The sequence below is a fragment of the Pseudomonas sp. G(2018) genome, assembly GCF_005502415.1.
Classification (GTDB): Bacteria; Pseudomonadota; Gammaproteobacteria; order Pseudomonadales; family Pseudomonadaceae; genus Aquipseudomonas.
In genome coordinates this window covers 1-16,597 of record NZ_SCOO01000005.1, presented here as the reverse complement: position 1 = coordinate 16,597, position 16,597 = coordinate 1, and the positions used below count along the sequence as shown (strand labels likewise).

General features: G+C 58.7%; 14 protein-coding genes. All 14 read left to right on the top strand.

Translation table 11 applies throughout. From position 1 onward, the window contains the following. The first annotated feature begins 5 nt into the window (after positions 1-5). Positions 6-761, top strand: coding sequence for a polyprenyl diphosphate synthase (gene uppS / locus FFS64_RS06550; protein ID WP_095197091.1), 756 nt, complete (start codon positions 6-8; stop codon positions 759-761). Continuing rightward, positions 761-1,567: a phosphatidate cytidylyltransferase gene (locus FFS64_RS06545; RefSeq protein ID WP_137804684.1), complete on the top strand. Its 807-nt coding sequence runs from the start codon at positions 761-763 to the stop codon at positions 1,565-1,567. The genes uppS and FFS64_RS06545 overlap by 1 nt, the downstream gene beginning before the upstream one ends. Next, complete coding sequence (ispC, locus tag FFS64_RS06540) at positions 1,564-2,754, top strand: 1-deoxy-D-xylulose-5-phosphate reductoisomerase (protein ID WP_137804683.1); 1,191 nt, start codon at positions 1,564-1,566, stop codon at positions 2,752-2,754. The genes FFS64_RS06545 and ispC overlap by 4 nt, the downstream gene beginning before the upstream one ends. A gap of 53 nt (positions 2,755-2,807) precedes the next feature. After that, the gene (rseP, locus tag FFS64_RS06535; protein ID WP_137804682.1) at positions 2,808-4,160 is read left to right on the top strand and encodes a sigma E protease regulator RseP; all 1,353 of its coding nucleotides are present in this window, start codon (positions 2,808-2,810) and stop codon (positions 4,158-4,160) included. A 72-nt stretch (positions 4,161-4,232) separates the two neighbouring features. Continuing rightward, on the top strand, positions 4,233-6,620 hold the full coding sequence (gene bamA / locus FFS64_RS06530; protein ID WP_137804681.1) for an outer membrane protein assembly factor BamA: 2,388 nt from the start codon (positions 4,233-4,235) through the stop codon (positions 6,618-6,620). 45 nt (positions 6,621-6,665) lie between these two features. After that, the gene (locus FFS64_RS06525) at positions 6,666-7,169 is read left to right on the top strand and encodes an OmpH family outer membrane protein (RefSeq protein WP_110966657.1); all 504 of its coding nucleotides are present in this window, start codon (positions 6,666-6,668) and stop codon (positions 7,167-7,169) included. A 3-nt stretch (positions 7,170-7,172) separates the two neighbouring features. Further along, positions 7,173-8,228 carry a UDP-3-O-(3-hydroxymyristoyl)glucosamine N-acyltransferase gene (gene lpxD / locus FFS64_RS06520; RefSeq protein WP_137804680.1) on the top strand — a complete coding sequence of 352 codons (1,056 nt, stop codon included), beginning with the start codon at positions 7,173-7,175 and terminating at the stop codon, positions 8,226-8,228. Between the two features lie 108 nt (positions 8,229-8,336). Continuing rightward, a complete protein-coding gene (gene fabZ / locus FFS64_RS06515) occupies positions 8,337-8,777 on the top strand; it encodes a 3-hydroxyacyl-ACP dehydratase FabZ (protein WP_007940511.1) in 441 nt (146 codons plus the stop codon). Continuing rightward, complete coding sequence (gene lpxA, locus FFS64_RS06510) at positions 8,774-9,550, top strand: acyl-ACP--UDP-N-acetylglucosamine O-acyltransferase (RefSeq protein ID WP_137804679.1); 777 nt, start codon at positions 8,774-8,776, stop codon at positions 9,548-9,550. Before fabZ ends, lpxA begins: the two co-directional genes overlap by 4 nt. A gap of 2 nt (positions 9,551-9,552) precedes the next feature. Then, positions 9,553-10,683 carry a lipid-A-disaccharide synthase gene (gene lpxB / locus FFS64_RS06505; protein WP_137804678.1) on the top strand — a complete coding sequence of 377 codons (1,131 nt, stop codon included), beginning with the start codon at positions 9,553-9,555 and terminating at the stop codon, positions 10,681-10,683. Between the two features lie 11 nt (positions 10,684-10,694). Continuing rightward, positions 10,695-11,321 (top strand): ribonuclease HII, encoded by a 627-nt coding sequence (rnhB, locus tag FFS64_RS06500; RefSeq protein ID WP_137804879.1) that lies wholly within the window; start codon positions 10,695-10,697, stop codon positions 11,319-11,321. A gap of 77 nt (positions 11,322-11,398) precedes the next feature. Further along, the gene (gene dnaE, locus FFS64_RS06495; protein WP_137804677.1) at positions 11,399-14,920 is read left to right on the top strand and encodes a DNA polymerase III subunit alpha; all 3,522 of its coding nucleotides are present in this window, start codon (positions 11,399-11,401) and stop codon (positions 14,918-14,920) included. Positions 14,921-15,061: 141 nt separating this feature from the next. Beyond that, positions 15,062-16,009, top strand: coding sequence for an acetyl-CoA carboxylase carboxyltransferase subunit alpha (locus FFS64_RS06490; RefSeq protein ID WP_095197080.1), 948 nt, complete (start codon positions 15,062-15,064; stop codon positions 16,007-16,009). Positions 16,010-16,170: 161 nt separating this feature from the next. Continuing rightward, on the top strand, positions 16,171-16,597 hold a 427-nt coding region (gene tilS / locus FFS64_RS06485; RefSeq protein ID WP_137804676.1), incomplete at its 3' end, for a tRNA lysidine(34) synthetase TilS.

The following is a 16,597-nucleotide window of genomic DNA, read 5'->3' as shown; positions in this document are numbered from 1 at the left end:
TTTTAATGGATAAGACTAAGCAGACTGCACCGTCCGCGGTGCCGCGCCATGTCGCGATCATCATGGATGGTAATAATCGCTGGGCGAAAAAACGCTTTATGCCGGGTGTCGCCGGGCATAAAGCGGGTGTGGATGCCGTTCGCGCGGTGATCGAGGTGTGTGCCGAAGAAGGGGTCGAGGTATTGACCCTGTTCGCGTTCTCCAGTGAAAACTGGCAACGGCCGGCCGATGAGGTCAGTGCCTTGATGGATCTGTTCTTCAAGGCGTTGCGTCGCGAGGCCAAGCGCCTGAACGATAACAACATCAGTTTGCGCATTATTGGCGATCGATCGCGTTTTCATCCGGAGCTTCAGGCAGCCATGCGTGAGGCCGAGGCGATGACTGTCGGCGCTAATCGCTTCGTCCTGCAGATCGCCGCCAATTACGGCGGTCAGTGGGATATCGCGCAGGCCGCTCAGCGGCTGGCGCGGGAAGTACAGGCCGGACATTTGCGTCCGGAGGACATCACCCCGGATCTGCTGCAAACCTGTCTGGCTACAGGTGATCTGCCGTTGCCGGACTTGTGTATCCGAACCGGGGGCGAGCACCGCATCAGCAACTTCCTGTTGTGGCAGCTGGCTTATGCCGAGTTGTACTTCTCCGACCTTTTCTGGCCGGACTTCAAACACGACGCCATGCGTAACGCGCTGGCCGATTTCGCATCTCGCCAGCGCCGCTTCGGTAAAACGAGCGAGCAGGTCGAGGCTGGAGCCCGGATTTAATGCTTAAACAACGAATCATCACTGCGCTGATCCTGCTGCCGATTGCCCTGTGCGGGTTTTTCCTGCTCGAGGGATCCGGTTTTGCGCTGTTCATCGGGTTGGTCGTGACCCTCGGTGCATGGGAATGGGCGCGTCTGGCGGGCTTCAATGCTCAGCCGATGCGCGTGGCCTACGCCACGGTTGTCGCATTGATGCTGTTTGTCATGCATCTTCTGCCCGGCCTCGCGCCTTGGGTGTTGGGCGCCTCGGTACTCTGGTGGGGGGTCGCCACCTATCTGGTGCTGACGTATCCACGCTCCAGCGAGCTATGGGCAAGCGCGGCCTGCAAGCTGGTAATCGGCCTGTTGATTCTGTTGCCGGCCTGGCAAGGCCTGGTAGAGATCAAGAAATACCCCTTGGGCAACTGGCTGATCATGGCGGTGATGGTGCTGGTTTGGGGGGCCGATATCGGCGCGTATTTTTCCGGCCGGGCCTTCGGCAAGCGCAAGCTGGCGCCGCAGGTCAGTCCTGGCAAGAGCTGGGAAGGCGTCTACGGCGGTTTGGTCCTGAGTCTGGTCATTACCGTCATTGTCGGATTTGTTCGTGACTGGACCGTTGCCGAGCTGTTCAAGGGTTTGATCGGTGCGGCCGTGATTGTGTTTATCTCGGTCGTGGGTGATCTCACCGAAAGCATGTTCAAGCGCCAGTCCGGGATCAAGGACAGCAGCAATCTGCTGCCCGGTCACGGCGGGGTACTGGACCGGATCGACAGCCTGACCGCGGCCATTCCCGTGTTCGCTGTACTGTTGTGGATGGCTGCACCGTGAGCCGCCCTCAGCAGATTACCGTTCTGGGGGCGACCGGCTCGATCGGTCTGAGTACCCTCGATGTCATCGCTCGTCATCCCGAGCGTTATCAAGTGTTTGCCTTGAGCGGTTTTACCCGTTTAAGCGAATTGCTGGCACTTTGTGTGCGTCACACCCCGCGATTCGCCGTCGTGCCTGAAGCCGGTGCCGCTCGCGCGTTGCAGGACGACTTGAGTGCAGCAGGCCTTTCGACCCGTGTGCTGGTGGGCGAGGAAGGTTTGTGTCAGGTCGCTGCCGATCCTGAAGTGGATGCGGTCATGGCGGCCATTGTCGGAGCGGCGGGGTTGCGTCCGACGCTGGCAGCGGTTGAAGCCGGCAAGAAGATTCTTCTGGCCAACAAAGAAGCACTGGTCATGTCCGGTGCGTTGTTCATGCAGGCCGTTCGCAAGAGTGGTTCGGTGTTGCTGCCGATCGACAGTGAGCACAACGCGATTTTCCAGTGCATGCCACAGGATTTTGCTCGTGGTCTTAGTGCGGTCGGTGTGCGTCGGATTTTACTGACAGCTTCCGGCGGTCCGTTCCGTCAGACGCCCTTGGCGGAGCTGGCGCATGTTTCACCTGAGCAAGCCTGTGCTCACCCGAATTGGTCCATGGGGCGCAAGATTTCGGTCGATTCCGCCAGCATGATGAATAAAGGGCTTGAATTGATCGAAGCCTGCTGGCTATTTGATGCCAAGCCGTCCCAGGTTGAAGTGGTGATTCATCCGCAGAGCGTGATTCATTCCCTGGTCGATTATATCGATGGCTCGGTATTGGCCCAGTTGGGCAATCCGGACATGCGCACGCCGATCGCCAACGCGCTGGCGTGGCCTGAGCGAATCGATTCGGGTGTGCCGCCGCTGGACCTGTTTGCCGTCGCCCGTCTGGACTTCCAGGCTCCGGATGAAGAGCGTTTCCCTTGCCTGCATCTGGCCCGTCAGGCCGCCGACGCGGGTAACAGCGCGCCGGCAATGCTGAATGCGGCGAATGAGGTAGCCGTTGCGGCGTTTCTCGACGGACGGGTTCGTTACCCGGAAATCGCGAGTATCATCGAGGAAACACTCAATCTCGAGCCGGTGGTAGCAGTGAAGGATCTGGAAGCAGTGTTCGCGGCAGATGCGAAGGCGCGTGTGCTGGCCGAACAATGGCTGAGTCGTCACGGGCGGTAAGTGTTGCAATGCGTTGGCCCTTGCAGCGCCAGATAGGAATGCGGAGAAAGTAGATGAGCGCGCTCTATATGATTGTCGGCACCCTGGTGGCTTTGGGCGTGCTGGTCACCTTCCACGAGTTCGGCCATTTCTGGGTCGCGCGTCGCTGCGGGGTCAAGGTACTGCGTTTCTCCGTGGGCTTCGGCATGCCGCTGCTGCGCTGGTACGACAAGCAGGGCACCGAGTTCGTGGTGGCTGCGATACCGCTGGGCGGCTATGTAAAAATGCTCGATGAGCGTGAAGGCGAGGTCCCGGTCGATCAGCTCGATCAATCCTTCAATCGTAAAACCGTTCGTCAACGCATTGCGATCGTGGCGGCCGGGCCGATCGCCAACTTTTTGTTGGCGTTTGCCTTCTTCTGGGTGCTGGCCATGCTCGGTAGTGAGCAGGTACGCCCGGTCATCGGAGCGGTCGAGTCCGGCAGTATTGCTGCCAAGGCCGGTTTGAGCGCCGGCCAGGAAATCATCTCGATTGACGGCGAACCGACTTCCGGCTGGGCTGCGGTGAATTTGCAGCTGATTCGTCGCCTGGGGGAAAGTGGTTCCCTGCAGGTGCTGGTCCGTGAACAAGGCTCCTCGATTGATTCGCCCCGTGAACTGACACTGGATAAGTGGCTCAAGGGCGCAGACGAGCCTGATCCGATTCGATCGCTCGGGATTCGTCCTTGGCGTCCGGCGCTGCCGCCGGTCCTGGCCGAACTTGATCCGAAAGGCCCGGCGCAGGCCGCCGGCCTGAAAATGGGTGACCGGTTGCTGGCCCTCGATGGCAAGTCGCTGGATGACTGGCAGCAGGTGGTCGATACCGTCCGTATGCGTCCTGATACCAAAATCATGCTGCGGGTCGAGCGCGATGGTGCTCAAATCGACGTCCCTGTCACGCTGGCTGCACGCGGCGAGAAAAAGGCACCGAGTGGCTATCTGGGGGCTGGTGTGAAAGCGGTCGATTGGCCGCCGGAGATGATTCGCGAGGTCAGTTACGGTCCTTTGGCCGCGATTGGAGAGGGGGCTCAGCGCACCTGGACCATGAGCCTGCTGACCCTCGATTCATTGAAGAAAATGTTGTTCGGCGAGCTCTCGGTAAAAAACTTGAGTGGACCGATAACCATTGCTAAAGTGGCGGGCGCTTCGGCCCAGTCGGGCGTCGCTGATTTCCTGAATTTCCTTGCTTATCTGAGTATTAGCCTGGGGGTTCTGAATTTGCTGCCCATTCCTGTGCTGGATGGGGGGCATTTGTTGTTTTATCTGATTGAGTGGGCGCGTGGTCGTCCCTTGTCGGATCGGGTGCAAGGTTGGGGGATACAGATCGGTATCAGTTTGGTGATCGGAGTGATGTTGCTCGCTCTGGTCAATGATCTAGGCCGTCTGTAACGTCGCTGAATTGCGAATCTGCCGCATTTTGCGGCAGTTTGTTTATTGCCAGTTGGAATAAGAAAGGACTTCATGAAACGTCTGCTGCTAACTGCGGTTCTCACCGTATTGATGATCGCCGAAGTTCACGCCGAGTCCTTCACTATCTCTGATATTCGCGTCAATGGCCTCCAGCGGGTCTCCGCGGGTAGCGTCTTTGGTGCTTTGCCGTTGAACGTTGGTGAACAGGCGGATGATCGTCGCCTGGTGGAATCCACTCGTGCGCTGTTCAAAACCGGGTTCTTTCAAGATATCCAACTGGGCCGCGATGGCAACGTCCTTGTCATCACGGTAGTCGAGCGTCCGTCGGTTGCAAGTATCGAGATCGAAGGTAACAAGGCAATCTCCACTGAAGACCTGATGAAGGGCCTTAAACAATCCGGTCTGGCCGAAGGCGAGATCTTCCAGCGCGCGACTCTCGAAGGTGTACGTAACGAGCTGCAACGCCAGTACGTTGCGCAGGGCCGCTACTCGGCTACCGTCGACACCGAAGTCGTGCCGCAGCCGCGTAACCGCGTAGGCTTGAAGGTCAACATCAACGAAGGCACCGTTGCGGCTATCCAGCACATCAACGTGGTGGGTAACACGGTTTTCCCTGATGAAGACCTGATCGACCTGTTCGAACTCAAGACCACCAACTGGTTGTCGTTCTTCAAGAACGACGACAAGTATGCGCGTGAAAAACTCTCCGGTGACCTGGAACGCCTGCGTTCCTACTACCTGGACCGTGGCTATATCAACATGGATATCGCTTCGACCCAGGTGTCCATCACCCCGGACAAGAAGCACGTCTACATCACCGTCAACATCAACGAAGGCGACAAGTACACCGTTCGTGATGTCAAGCTGAGCGGTGACCTGAAAGTCCCTGAAGACCAGGTCAAGTCGCTGCTGCTGGTACAGAAAGGCCAGGTGTTCTCGCGCAAGCTGATGACCACCACTTCCGAGTTGATCACCCGTCGTCTGGGTAACGAGGGCTACACCTTCGCCAACGTCAACGGCGTGCCGCAGCCTCACGATGAAGATCACACTGTAGACATCACCTTCGCGGTCGATCCGGGCAAGCGTGCTTACGTCAACCGCATCAACTTCCGTGGCAACACCAAGTCGGAAGACGAAGTGCTGCGTCGTGAAATGCGTCAGATGGAAGGTGGCTGGGCTTCGACCTACCTGATCGACCAGTCCAAGACCCGTCTTGAGCGCCTGGGCTTCTTCAAGGAAGTCAACGTTGAAACCCCGGCTGTACCGGGTGTCGACGACCAGGTTGATGTCAACTACAGCGTGGAAGAACAAGCGTCCGGTTCGATTACCGCGAGCGTCGGTTTCGCCCAGAGCGCGGGCCTGATCCTCGGTGGTTCGATCACCCAGAACAACTTCCTCGGTACCGGTAACAAGGTCAGCATCGGCTTGACCCGCAGCGAATACCAGAGCCGCTATAACTTCGGTTATGTCGACCCCTACTGGACTGCTGATGGCGTGAGCCTGGGCTACAACGCGTTCTACCGTACCACCGACTATGACGATCTCGATGTCGACGTAGCCAGCTATTCCGTGGACAGCCTGGGTGCCGGCGTAAGCGTGGGCTATCCGATCAGCGAGACGTCGCGTCTGACTTTCGGTCTGACGGCTCAACAGGATGAAATCAAAACGGGTGTTTATACGGTAGATGAGATCTTCGACTTCGTAGAAAAAGAAGGCGATAAGTACCTCAACTTCAAGGCTTCGGCCGGTTGGTCCGAGTCCACCCTGAACAAGGGCGTGCTGGCGACCCGTGGTCATTCCCAGAGCCTGGTGCTGGAAACCACGACGCCAGGCAGCGACCTGTCGTTCTTCAAGCTTGATTACCGTGGCCAGCTGTTCCAGCCATTGTCCGAAAACTACACCATGCGCCTGCATACCGAACTGGGTTATGGCGATGGTTACGGTTCGACCGATGGCTTGCCATTCTATGAAAACTACTATGCTGGTGGTTTCAACTCGGTTCGTGGCTTCAAGGACAGCACTTTGGGGCCTCGCAGTACGCCGAGTCGCGGTGAGGCTATTACAGGCAATGCCGGAACGCAGGCAGACCCGGACCAGGATCCACTGCCGTTTGGTGGTAACGTCTTGATTCAAGGTGGTGTGGAGGTTCTGTTCCCTTTGCCGTTCGTCAAGGACCAACGCTCCCTGCGTACTTCGGTATTCTGGGATGTGGGTAACGTTTTCGACTCCAAATGCTCGGATGTCACCAACGCCGATGGTACGAAGTCCAACACCAAGTGCAACGACATCAGTCTGAGCAACCTGGCAAGTTCCGTCGGTGTGGGTGTGACCTGGGTCACCGCACTGGGTCCTCTGAGTTTCGCGTTGGCCATGCCAGTCAAGAAACCGGATGACGCTGAAACTCAAGTGTTCCAATTCTCCCTCGGCCAGACGTTCTAAGCGTCTGACCCAAGATAACGACAATGGATTTTGTAGGAGTGCATCGTGCGTAAGTTGACTCAATTGGTTCTCCTGGCTTCCGTACTGGTAGCAGGTCCGGCATTTGCCGACATGAAAATCGCCGTTCTGAACTATCAGATGGCCCTGCTGGAATCCGATGCAGCCAAGAAATACGCTGTGGATGCCGAGAAAAAGTTCGGTCCTCAACTGACCAAACTCAAGTCGCTGGAAAGCAGCGCCAAGGGTATTCAGGATCGCCTGATGGCCGGTGGCGACAAAATGCAGCAAGGCGAGCGTGAGCGTCTGGAACTTGAATTCAAGCAAAAAGCTCGTGACTTCCAGTTCCAGTCCAAGGAGCTGAACGAAGCCAAAGCCGTTGCCGACCGTGAAATGCTGAAGCAGCTCAAGCCGAAACTGGACAGCGCTGTGGAAGAAGTCATCAAGAAAGGTGCTTACGACCTGGTCTTCGAGCGTGGTGCAGTGATTGATGTCAAGCCTCAGTACGACATCACGCGCCAGGTTATCGAGCGCATGAATCAGCTGAAGTAATCCATGACCGCGACCATTAAGCTCGGCCAATTGGCCGAGTTCCTCGGCGCCACCCTGCGTGGCGACCCGGAAACAGCAATTACTGGGCTAGCCACCTTGCAGGAGGCTGGCCCAGCTCAGTTGAGCTTTCTCGCAAACCCCCAATACCGCAAGTATCTGGCGGGCAGCCAGGCTGCAGCTTTGTTGCTCAAAGCCGCTGACGCTGAAGGTTTTGCCGGGAATGCATTGGTAGTGCCTGATCCGTACGCCGCTTACGCTCGTGTTTCCCACCTGTTCGATCCCAAGCCCAAGGCGGCTGCCGGCATTCATCCGACAGCGGTGATTGCGGCGGACGCGGTGGTTGATCCAGCGGCGAGCATCGGTGCCTTTGCGGTCATCGAAAGCGGAGCACGAGTGGATGCGGGTACGACCATCGGCGCGCATTGCTTCATCGGTGCTCGCAGTGTGATCGGCGAAGGTGGCTGGCTCGCACCGCGGGTCACCCTGTATCACGACGTGCGCGTCGGAAAGCGGGTAGTGATTCAATCCGGTGCCGTACTCGGTGGCGAAGGCTTCGGATTTGCCAACGAGAAAGGTATCTGGCAGAAAATTGCCCAGATCGGTGGTGTTCTGGTCGGCGACGACGTGGAAATCGGCGTGAATACCGCCATCGACCGTGGCGCGTTGGCCGATACCATCATCGGTAATGGCGTGAAACTCGACAACCAGATCCAGATCGCCCACAACGTTCAAGTCGGTGATCACACCGCCATGGCCGCGTGCGTGGGAATCTCCGGCAGCACCAGGATCGGCAAGCACTGCATGCTCGCCGGTGGCGTAGGGCTGGTGGGTCATATCGACATTTGCGACAACGTTTTCATTACCGGGATGACCATGGTGACCCACTCGATCACAGAGCCGGGTGCCTATTCTTCCGGTACGGCAATGCAGCCGGCAGCCGAGTGGCGCAAAAGCGCGGCACGTATCCGTCAGCTCGATGACATCGCGCGACGTTTGCGACAGCTGGAAAAGCAGGCAGGGGAAGTGACCCCTGGCGGTAATGCTTCATCAGATGGCTGATACCATTTCCATATCAAGTGTGCACAGCCGCTAGACTGCGTCCTTGATTTGCTAGAGGAGTGCGCGTCAGTCGCGCGTTCCCAATCTTTACATAGGCTTCCCCCCGAAATGATGGACATCAACGAGATTCGCGAATACCTGCCTCACCGTTACCCGTTCCTGCTGGTGGACCGGGTAGTGGATCTGGATGTGGAAGGCAAGCGCATTCGCGCCTACAAGAATGTCAGCATCAACGAACCATTCTTCAATGGTCACTTTCCCGCGCATCCAATCATGCCGGGTGTGCTGATCATCGAAGCGATGGCTCAGGCTGCCGGGATCCTTGGTTTCAAAATGCTCGACGTGAAACCGGCCGATGGCACCCTTTACTACTTCGTCGGCTCCGACAAGCTGCGCTTCCGCCAGCCGGTGTTGCCGGGTGACCAGTTGATCCTTGAAGCCAAGTTCATCAGCTGCAAGCGCCAGATCTGGAAGTTCGAGTGCCAGGCTTCGGTCGATGGCAAGCCGGTCTGCTCTGCTGAAATCATTTGCGCGGAACGCAAGCTATGAGTTTGATTGACCCTCGCGCAATCATCGATCCGGCGGCCGTCCTGGCTGACGGTGTCGAGGTCGGCCCGTGGTCGATCATCGGCGCAGGTGTGGAAATCGGCGAGGGAACAGTCATCGGGCCGCACGTGATTCTCAAGGGCCCGACCCGAATCGGTAAGCACAACCGCATCTACCAGTTCTCTTCGGTAGGCGAGGACACGCCGGACCTGAAGTACAAGGGCGAAGAAACGCGCCTGGTGATTGGTGACCACAACGTCATCCGCGAAGGCGTGACGATTCACCGTGGAACCGTTCAGGACCGCTCGGAAACGACCCTGGGTGATCACAACCTGATCATGGCCTACGCCCACATCGGTCACGACAGCGTTATTGGCAACCACTGCATTCTGGTCAACAACACCGCACTGGCTGGCCATGTGCATGTTGAAGACTGGGCCATCCTGTCCGGTTTTACGCTGGTTCACCAGTATTGCCACATCGGTGCCCACAGCTTTTCCGGCATGGGAACCGCCATCGGCAAGGATGTTCCTGCGTACGTCACGGTGTTCGGCAATCCGGCCGAGGCCCGCAGCATGAACTTCGAAGGCATGCGTCGTCGGGGTTTCAGCGAAGACGCCATCCACGCCCTGCGGCGTGCCTATAAGGTCGTTTATCGTCAGGGCCTGACGGTCGAGCAGGCGCTCGCCGAACTGGCTGAGTCGTCAGCCCAGTTCCCGGAAGTCGCAGTGTTCCGTGACTCCATCCAGTCTTCGACTCGCGGCATTACCCGCTAACCATGGCCAATCTGCGTATTGCGCTGGTGGCGGGGGAGGCTTCCGGCGACATTCTCGGCGCGGGCCTCATGCGCGCACTCAGGACCCGTCATCCGGCAGTCGAGTTCATCGGTGTCGGTGGTCCGCTGATGCAGTCCGAAGGCCTGCAGTCCTATTTCCCGATGGAACGCCTGTCGGTCATGGGTCTGGTGGAAGTGCTGGGTCGGTTGCGTGAACTGCTGGCGCGCCGCAAGAAGCTGGTGGCGGACCTGATCGCCGCGAAGCCGGACGTGTTCATCGGTATCGATGCCCCGGACTTCAACCTCAATATCGAACTCAAGCTGCGTCAGGCCGGGATCAAGACCGTGCATTACGTCAGCCCGTCGGTCTGGGCCTGGCGGCAGAAGCGGGTGCTTAAGATTCGCGAAGGTTGCGACCTGATGCTGACGCTGTTCCCGTTCGAAGCGAAATTTTATGAAGAGAAGGGTGTCCCGGTGCGGTTTGTCGGACACTCCCTGGCCGATGCGATTCCCCTCGAGGCCGATCGCGCCGCCGCGCGGGCCGAACTGGGCTTGCCCGACGGACCGCTTGTGGCGTTGATGCCGGGCAGTCGTGGTGGTGAAGTCGGCCGCCTCGGTGCGCTGTTTCTCGATACCGCGCAGCGCCTGCGGGCCATGCGCCCCGGGGTGCGCTTCGTCATGCCTTGCGCCAGCCCCGAGCGCCGGGCGCAGCTTGAAGAAATGCTGGCCGGGCGCGATCTGCCGCTGACCTTGCTCGATGGCAAGTCCCATCTGGCCCTGGCTGCATGCGACGCGGTGCTGATCGCATCCGGAACCGCAACGCTGGAAGCCCTGCTGTACAAGCGGCCCATGGTGGTCGCTTATCGCCTGGCGCCGCTGACGTTCTGGATTCTCAAGCACATGGTGAAAAGCCCCTATGTCTCCTTGCCGAACCTGCTGGCCCAGCGCTTGCTGGTGCCCGAACTGCTGCAGGACGACGCGACGGTCGAAGCGTTGGCCCAGACCTTGTCGCCGCTGATCGAAAATGGCCAGGAGCAGACCCGCGGTTTCGACGAAATCCACCGTACCTTGCGCCTGGATGCCTCCAACCAGGCGGCGGATGCCGTGCTGAATCTGATCGGCCAAGTACAATGAGTAAAACAAGCATGCAAATGGGGCTGGATTTCACCTTGGTCGCTGAAGTCGAAGAATTGGTTGCCGGTGTCGACGAAGTCGGTCGAGGTCCGCTTTGTGGCGCAGTCGTGACCGCAGCGGTGATCCTAGATCCAAACCGTCCGATTCTTGGTCTGAACGACTCGAAGAAACTCACCGAAGCCCGCCGTGAAAAGCTCTATGACGAAATCCGTGAAAAAGCCTTGAGCTGGTGCATCGCCCGCGCGGAAGTGGAAGAAATCGACGAGCTGAACATCCTGCACGCCACCATGCTGGCCATGCAGCGCGCCGTAGCCGGGCTGCACGTTCAGCCAAAACTGGCGATGATCGACGGCAACCGCTGCCCGAAACTGCCGATGCGCGCTGAAGCCGTGGTTAAAGGCGACAGCAAGGTCCCGGCCATCGCGGCAGCGTCGATTCTGGCAAAGGTCAGCCGTGATCGTGAAATGTCTGCTTTCGAATTGATCTACCCGGGCTACGGCATTGGCGGCCACAAAGGCTACCCGACACCTGTTCATCTGGAAGCGCTCGCCCGCCTTGGGCCAACGCCGATTCACCGGCGTTCGTTTGCCCCGGTACGCCTCGCTTATGAAGCACGGGAAAGCCTCATAGAGAGTTAATCGCGAGGCTGATTTTTTTTACCAAGGCCCGGTACAATCCGGGCCTTGTTGTTTTCATGACTTAACGCAGGATCACTATGCCGGCTTCATTCGTTCACCTACGCCTGCACACTGAATACTCCCTGGTCGACGGTCTGGTGCGGATCAAACCGCTGGTCAAGACCCTGGTCGGCATGAACATGCCTGCCGTGGCGGTCACCGATCAGAACAACATGTGTTCCCTGGTCAAATTCTATAAAAACGCCATGGGTGCCGGGATCAAGCCGATCTGTGGCGCCGACCTGTGGCTGTCGAACAAGGACCCGGATAACCCGCTTAGCCGGATCAGCCTGCTGGTGATGAATGCCGAGGGTTACCGCAATCTCACCGAATTGATTTCCCGCGGTTTCATCGACGGTCAGCGCAATGGCGCGATCATCATTGAGCGCGAATGGGTGGCCGAAGCCAACGAAGGCTTGATCATGCTGTCGGCGGCGAAAGAAGGCGAAATCGGCCAGGCCATGATCAGCGGCAATCCCGACGAAGCCGAAACCCTGGCGCGTGAGTGGATGGCGGTGTTTCCGGACCGCTTCTACCTGGAAATCCAGCGTACCAACCGTCCCAATGATGAAGAACAACTGCACGGCGCGGTGGCCCTGGCCGAGAAGATCGGTGCGCCGCTGGTCGCGACCAACGATGTTCGCTTCATCAAGCAGGAAGACTTCGCCGCCCACGAAACCCGCGTGTGCATCGGTGAGGGCCGCGCCCTCGACGATCCGCGGCGTTCGAAGAATTACAGCGATCAGCAGTACCTCAAAAGCGCCGAGGAAATGGCGGAACTGTTCAGCGACATTCCTGAAGCGCTGGAAAACACCGTCGAGATCGCCAAGCGCTGCAACATCGAAGTGAAGCTGGGCACGCACTTCCTGCCCAACTTCCCGATCCCCGATGGCATGACCATCGATGAGTATTTCCGCAAGGTTTCGTTCGAGGGCCTGGAAGAACGTCTTTCCGTTCTGCTGCCCAAAGACACCACTGAAGGCTACGAAGCCAAGCGTCAGGTCTATGTCGACCGGTTGAATTTCGAACTGGATATCATCATCCAGATGGGCTTCCCCGGTTACTTCCTGATCGTGATGGACTTCATCCAGTGGGCCAAGAACAACGGTGTGCCGGTGGGACCAGGGCGGGGGTCGGGTGCCGGGTCGCTGGTGGCCTACGTGCAGAAGATCACCGACCTCGATCCGTTGGAATACGACCTGCTGTTCGAACGTTTCCTTAACCCGGAACGGGTCTCCATGCCCGACTTCGACGTCGACTTCTGTATGGACGGCCGCGATCGGGTGATCGATTACGTGGCCGAGAAATACGGCCGCAACGCGGTAAGCCAGATCATCACCTTCGGTTCCATGGCGGCCAAGGCTGTGGTGCGGGATGTGGCGCGGGTACAGGGCAAGTCCTATGGCCTGGCGGACCGGCTGTCGAAGATGATTCCGTTCGAAGTCGGCATGACCCTGGAAAAGGCCTACGAACAGGAAGAGATCCTGCGTGACTTCATCAAGGTCGATGAAGAAGCCGCGGAAATCTGGGAAATGGCCCGCAAACTTGAAGGCGTTGTGCGTAACGTCGGCAAGCACGCCGGTGGTGTGGTGATCGCACCGACCAAGCTGACCGACTTCTCGCCGATCTATTGCGACGAAGCCGGTGACGGCCTGGTAACCCAGTTCGACAAGGACGACGTCGAAGCAGCCGGCCTGGTGAAGTTCGACTTCCTCGGTCTGCGGACCCTGACGATCATCGACTGGGCGCTGAAAACGATCAACCGCGACCGCGCCAAGGTCAACGAACCTCCGCTCGACATCGCGTTCATCCCGCTGGATGACAAACCGACTTATACCCTGCTGCAGAAAGCCGAAACCACGGCGGTGTTCCAGCTCGAATCCCGCGGCATGAAAGAGCTGATCAAAAAGCTCAAGCCCGACTGCCTGGAAGACCTGATCGCACTGGTGGCACTGTTCCGTCCCGGCCCGCTGCAATCGGGCATGGTGGATGACTTCATCAACCGTAAGCACGGTCGCGCCGAACTGGCGTACCCGCACTCGGACTACCAGTACGAAGGCCTCAAGCCCGTATTGGCGCCGACCTACGGCATCATCCTGTATCAGGAACAGGTGATGCAGATTGCCCAGGTCATGGCGGGTTATACCCTCGGCGGTGCGGACATGCTGCGTCGGGCCATGGGTAAGAAAAAACCCGAGGAAATGGCCAAACAGCGCGGCGGTTTCATTGAGGGTTGCGCCACCAACAACATCGATGCCGACCTGGCCGGTAACATTTTCGACCTGGTAGAAAAATTCGCCGGTTACGGCTTCAACAAATCCCACTCCGCGGCGTATGGCCTGGTGTCGTACCAGACCGCGTGGCTGAAAGCGCACTACCCGGCGCCGTTCATGGCGGCAGTACTCTCGGCGGATATGCACAACACCGACAAGGTCGTGACCTTGATCGAAGAAGTGCGCACCATGAAACTGCGCCTCGACGCGCCGGACGTGAATACCTCGGAGTTCAAGTTCACGGTGAACGACGAGGGCCGGATCATCTACGGTCTGGGTGCGATCAAGGGGGTAGGCGAGGGGCCGGTCGAGGCAATTACCGAGGCGCGTCTGGACGGTCCTTTCAAGGATTTGTTCGATTTCTGCGCCCGGGTCGACCTTAAGCGTATCAACAAGCGGACCCTCGACGGCTTGATCCGTAGTGGTGCGCTGGATCGTCTGGGACCGTATTTCCACGACGAACCGAAGGCTTATCAAGCCAACATCGACCGCAACCGCGCGGTGCTGCTGACGGCGATGGAAGAGGCAATCAAGGCGGCCGAGCAAACGGCCCGGACCCACGACAGTGGCCATGCGGACCTGTTTGGCGGTCTGTTCGTTGAAGAAGACGCCGACGTCTACGCCAATCACCGCAAAGCCAAGGAGCTGACCCTCAAGGAGCGGCTCAAAGGCGAGAAAGACACCCTGGGCCTGTACCTGACCGGGCACCCGATCGACGAATACGAAGGTGAAATCCGTCGTTTCGCCCGCCAACGTATCATCGACCTGAAACCGGCGCGTGATACCCAGACCGTTGCCGGCATGATCATCGCCCTGCGGGTGATGAAGAACAAAAAGGGCGACAAGATGGGGTTCATCACCCTCGACGACCGCTCCGGACGGATCGAAGCGTCGCTGTTTGCCGATGCGTTCCATTCCGCGCAATCGCTGTTGCAGACCGATGCGATGGTGGTGGTCGAAGGTGAAGTCAGCAACGACGACTTCTCCGGTGGCCTGCGGCTGCGGGTCAAGCGGGTGATGAGCATGGAAGATGCGCGCACCAACCTGGCCGAGAGCCTGCGCCTGAAGTTGCATGCCAAGGACCTCAAAGGCGATCAGCTACGCTGGCTGGGTGAGCTGTTGAAGCGTCACCGCGGTGCGTGCCCGATCACCATGGACTACACCAGTCCCGATGCGAAGGCCCTGCTACAGTTCGGCGAAGGCTGGCGAATCGATCCGGCGGATGCGTTGATTCAAGCCCTGCGTGACCAGTTCGGGCGAGACAACGTCTTCCTCCAATACCGTTGACGGTGAGGTGGCATTACGCTTCCTTAATCGTGACCAAATTTTTTTAATCTCGACCTCAACGCGCCTCTCCCTTAAGGTAGGGCGCGAATAGACAACCGGCCGGCCCAAGCTCTCTTGGACGTCGACCCAAGACGGACGCCTATGAACCCGAATTTTCTAGATTTCGAACAGCCGATCGCCGACCTGCAAGCCAAGATCGAAGAGTTGCGCTTGGTCGGTAATGACAATTCGCTGAATATCGGCGATGAGATCTCCCGCCTGCAGGACAAAAGCAGCACGCTGACCGAAGACATCTTCGGCAAGCTGACCAGCTGGCAGATCGCGCGCCTGGCGCGTCACCCTAAACGTCCGTACACCCTGGACTACATCGAACACATCTTCACTGAGTTCGATGAGTTGCACGGCGACCGTCACTTCTCCGACGACGCTGCCATCGTGGGCGGTATTGCTCGTCTGGATGACCAGCCTGTGATGGTGATCGGTCACCAGAAAGGCCGTGAAGTTCGCGAGAAGGTTCGCCGTAACTTCGGCATGCCGCGTCCGGAAGGCTACCGCAAGGCCTGCCGCCTGATGGAAATGGCCGAGCGCTTCAAAATGCCGATCCTGACCTTCATCGACACCCCGGGGGCCTACCCTGGCATCGACGCTGAAGAGCGTAACCAGAGCGAAGCGATTGCCTGGAACCTGCGCGTCATGGCTCGCCTGAAAACCCCGATCATCGCCACCGTGATCGGTGAGGGTGGTTCCGGCGGTGCGCTGGCGATCGGCGTTTGCGATCAGCTGAACATGCTGCAGTACTCGACCTATGCGGTGATCTCGCCGGAAGGTTGTGCTTCGATTCTGTGGAAAACCGCGGAGAAAGCACCGGACGCCGCTGAAGCCATGGGTATCACCGCCGAGCGCCTCAAAGGCTTGGGCATCGTGGACAAAGTGATCAGCGAGCCGCTGGGCGGCGCGCACCGTGATCCGGCCGCTGCGGCTGCCTCGATCCGTGCCGAGCTGAGCTCGCAACTGGCGATGCTCAAGAAGCTGGACCACAAGGCACTGCTGGACCGTCGTTATGAGCGTTTGATGAGTTACGGTCTCTGATCTGACCACGCTGTACCCATGTGGGAGCGAGTCTGCTCCGGGCGGCGCTCCGACGAAAGCGGTATAACAGCCAACAAATTCGTTGAATGTTAAGCAGCCTTCGTCGGAGCGCCGCCCGGAGCAGGCTCGCTCCCACATTTGATTTGTGGGAAGTGATCAATATGAGTCAGTCCGCGATTACTTTGTCTGCCAAGCTCTTGTCGTGCCTGGAGCCGTGGCGCAATGCCACAACCTGGCGCATCGCCTTCTCCGGTGGCCTTGATTCCACCGTTCTGCTGCACCTTCTCGCTCACCTCGCTAAAACCCGATCCCTGCCGACGCTGAGCGCCATCCATGTCCATCATGGTCTTCAGACGGTGGCTGACGCGTGGCCGGATCATTGTCGGGCCGTATGTGAGGCACTGGACGTGCCATTACAGATCGTACGTGTGCAGGTGCAGCCCGGAGCCAGCCTCGAGCGTGCGGCCCGTGATGCGCGTTACGCGGCGTTCGATGTGGTCACTCTGGCCAATGAAGTGCTGCTGACAGCCCAGCACCGTGATGACCAGGCGGAAACCTTGCTGTTTCGTTTGTTACGCGGGGCTGGGG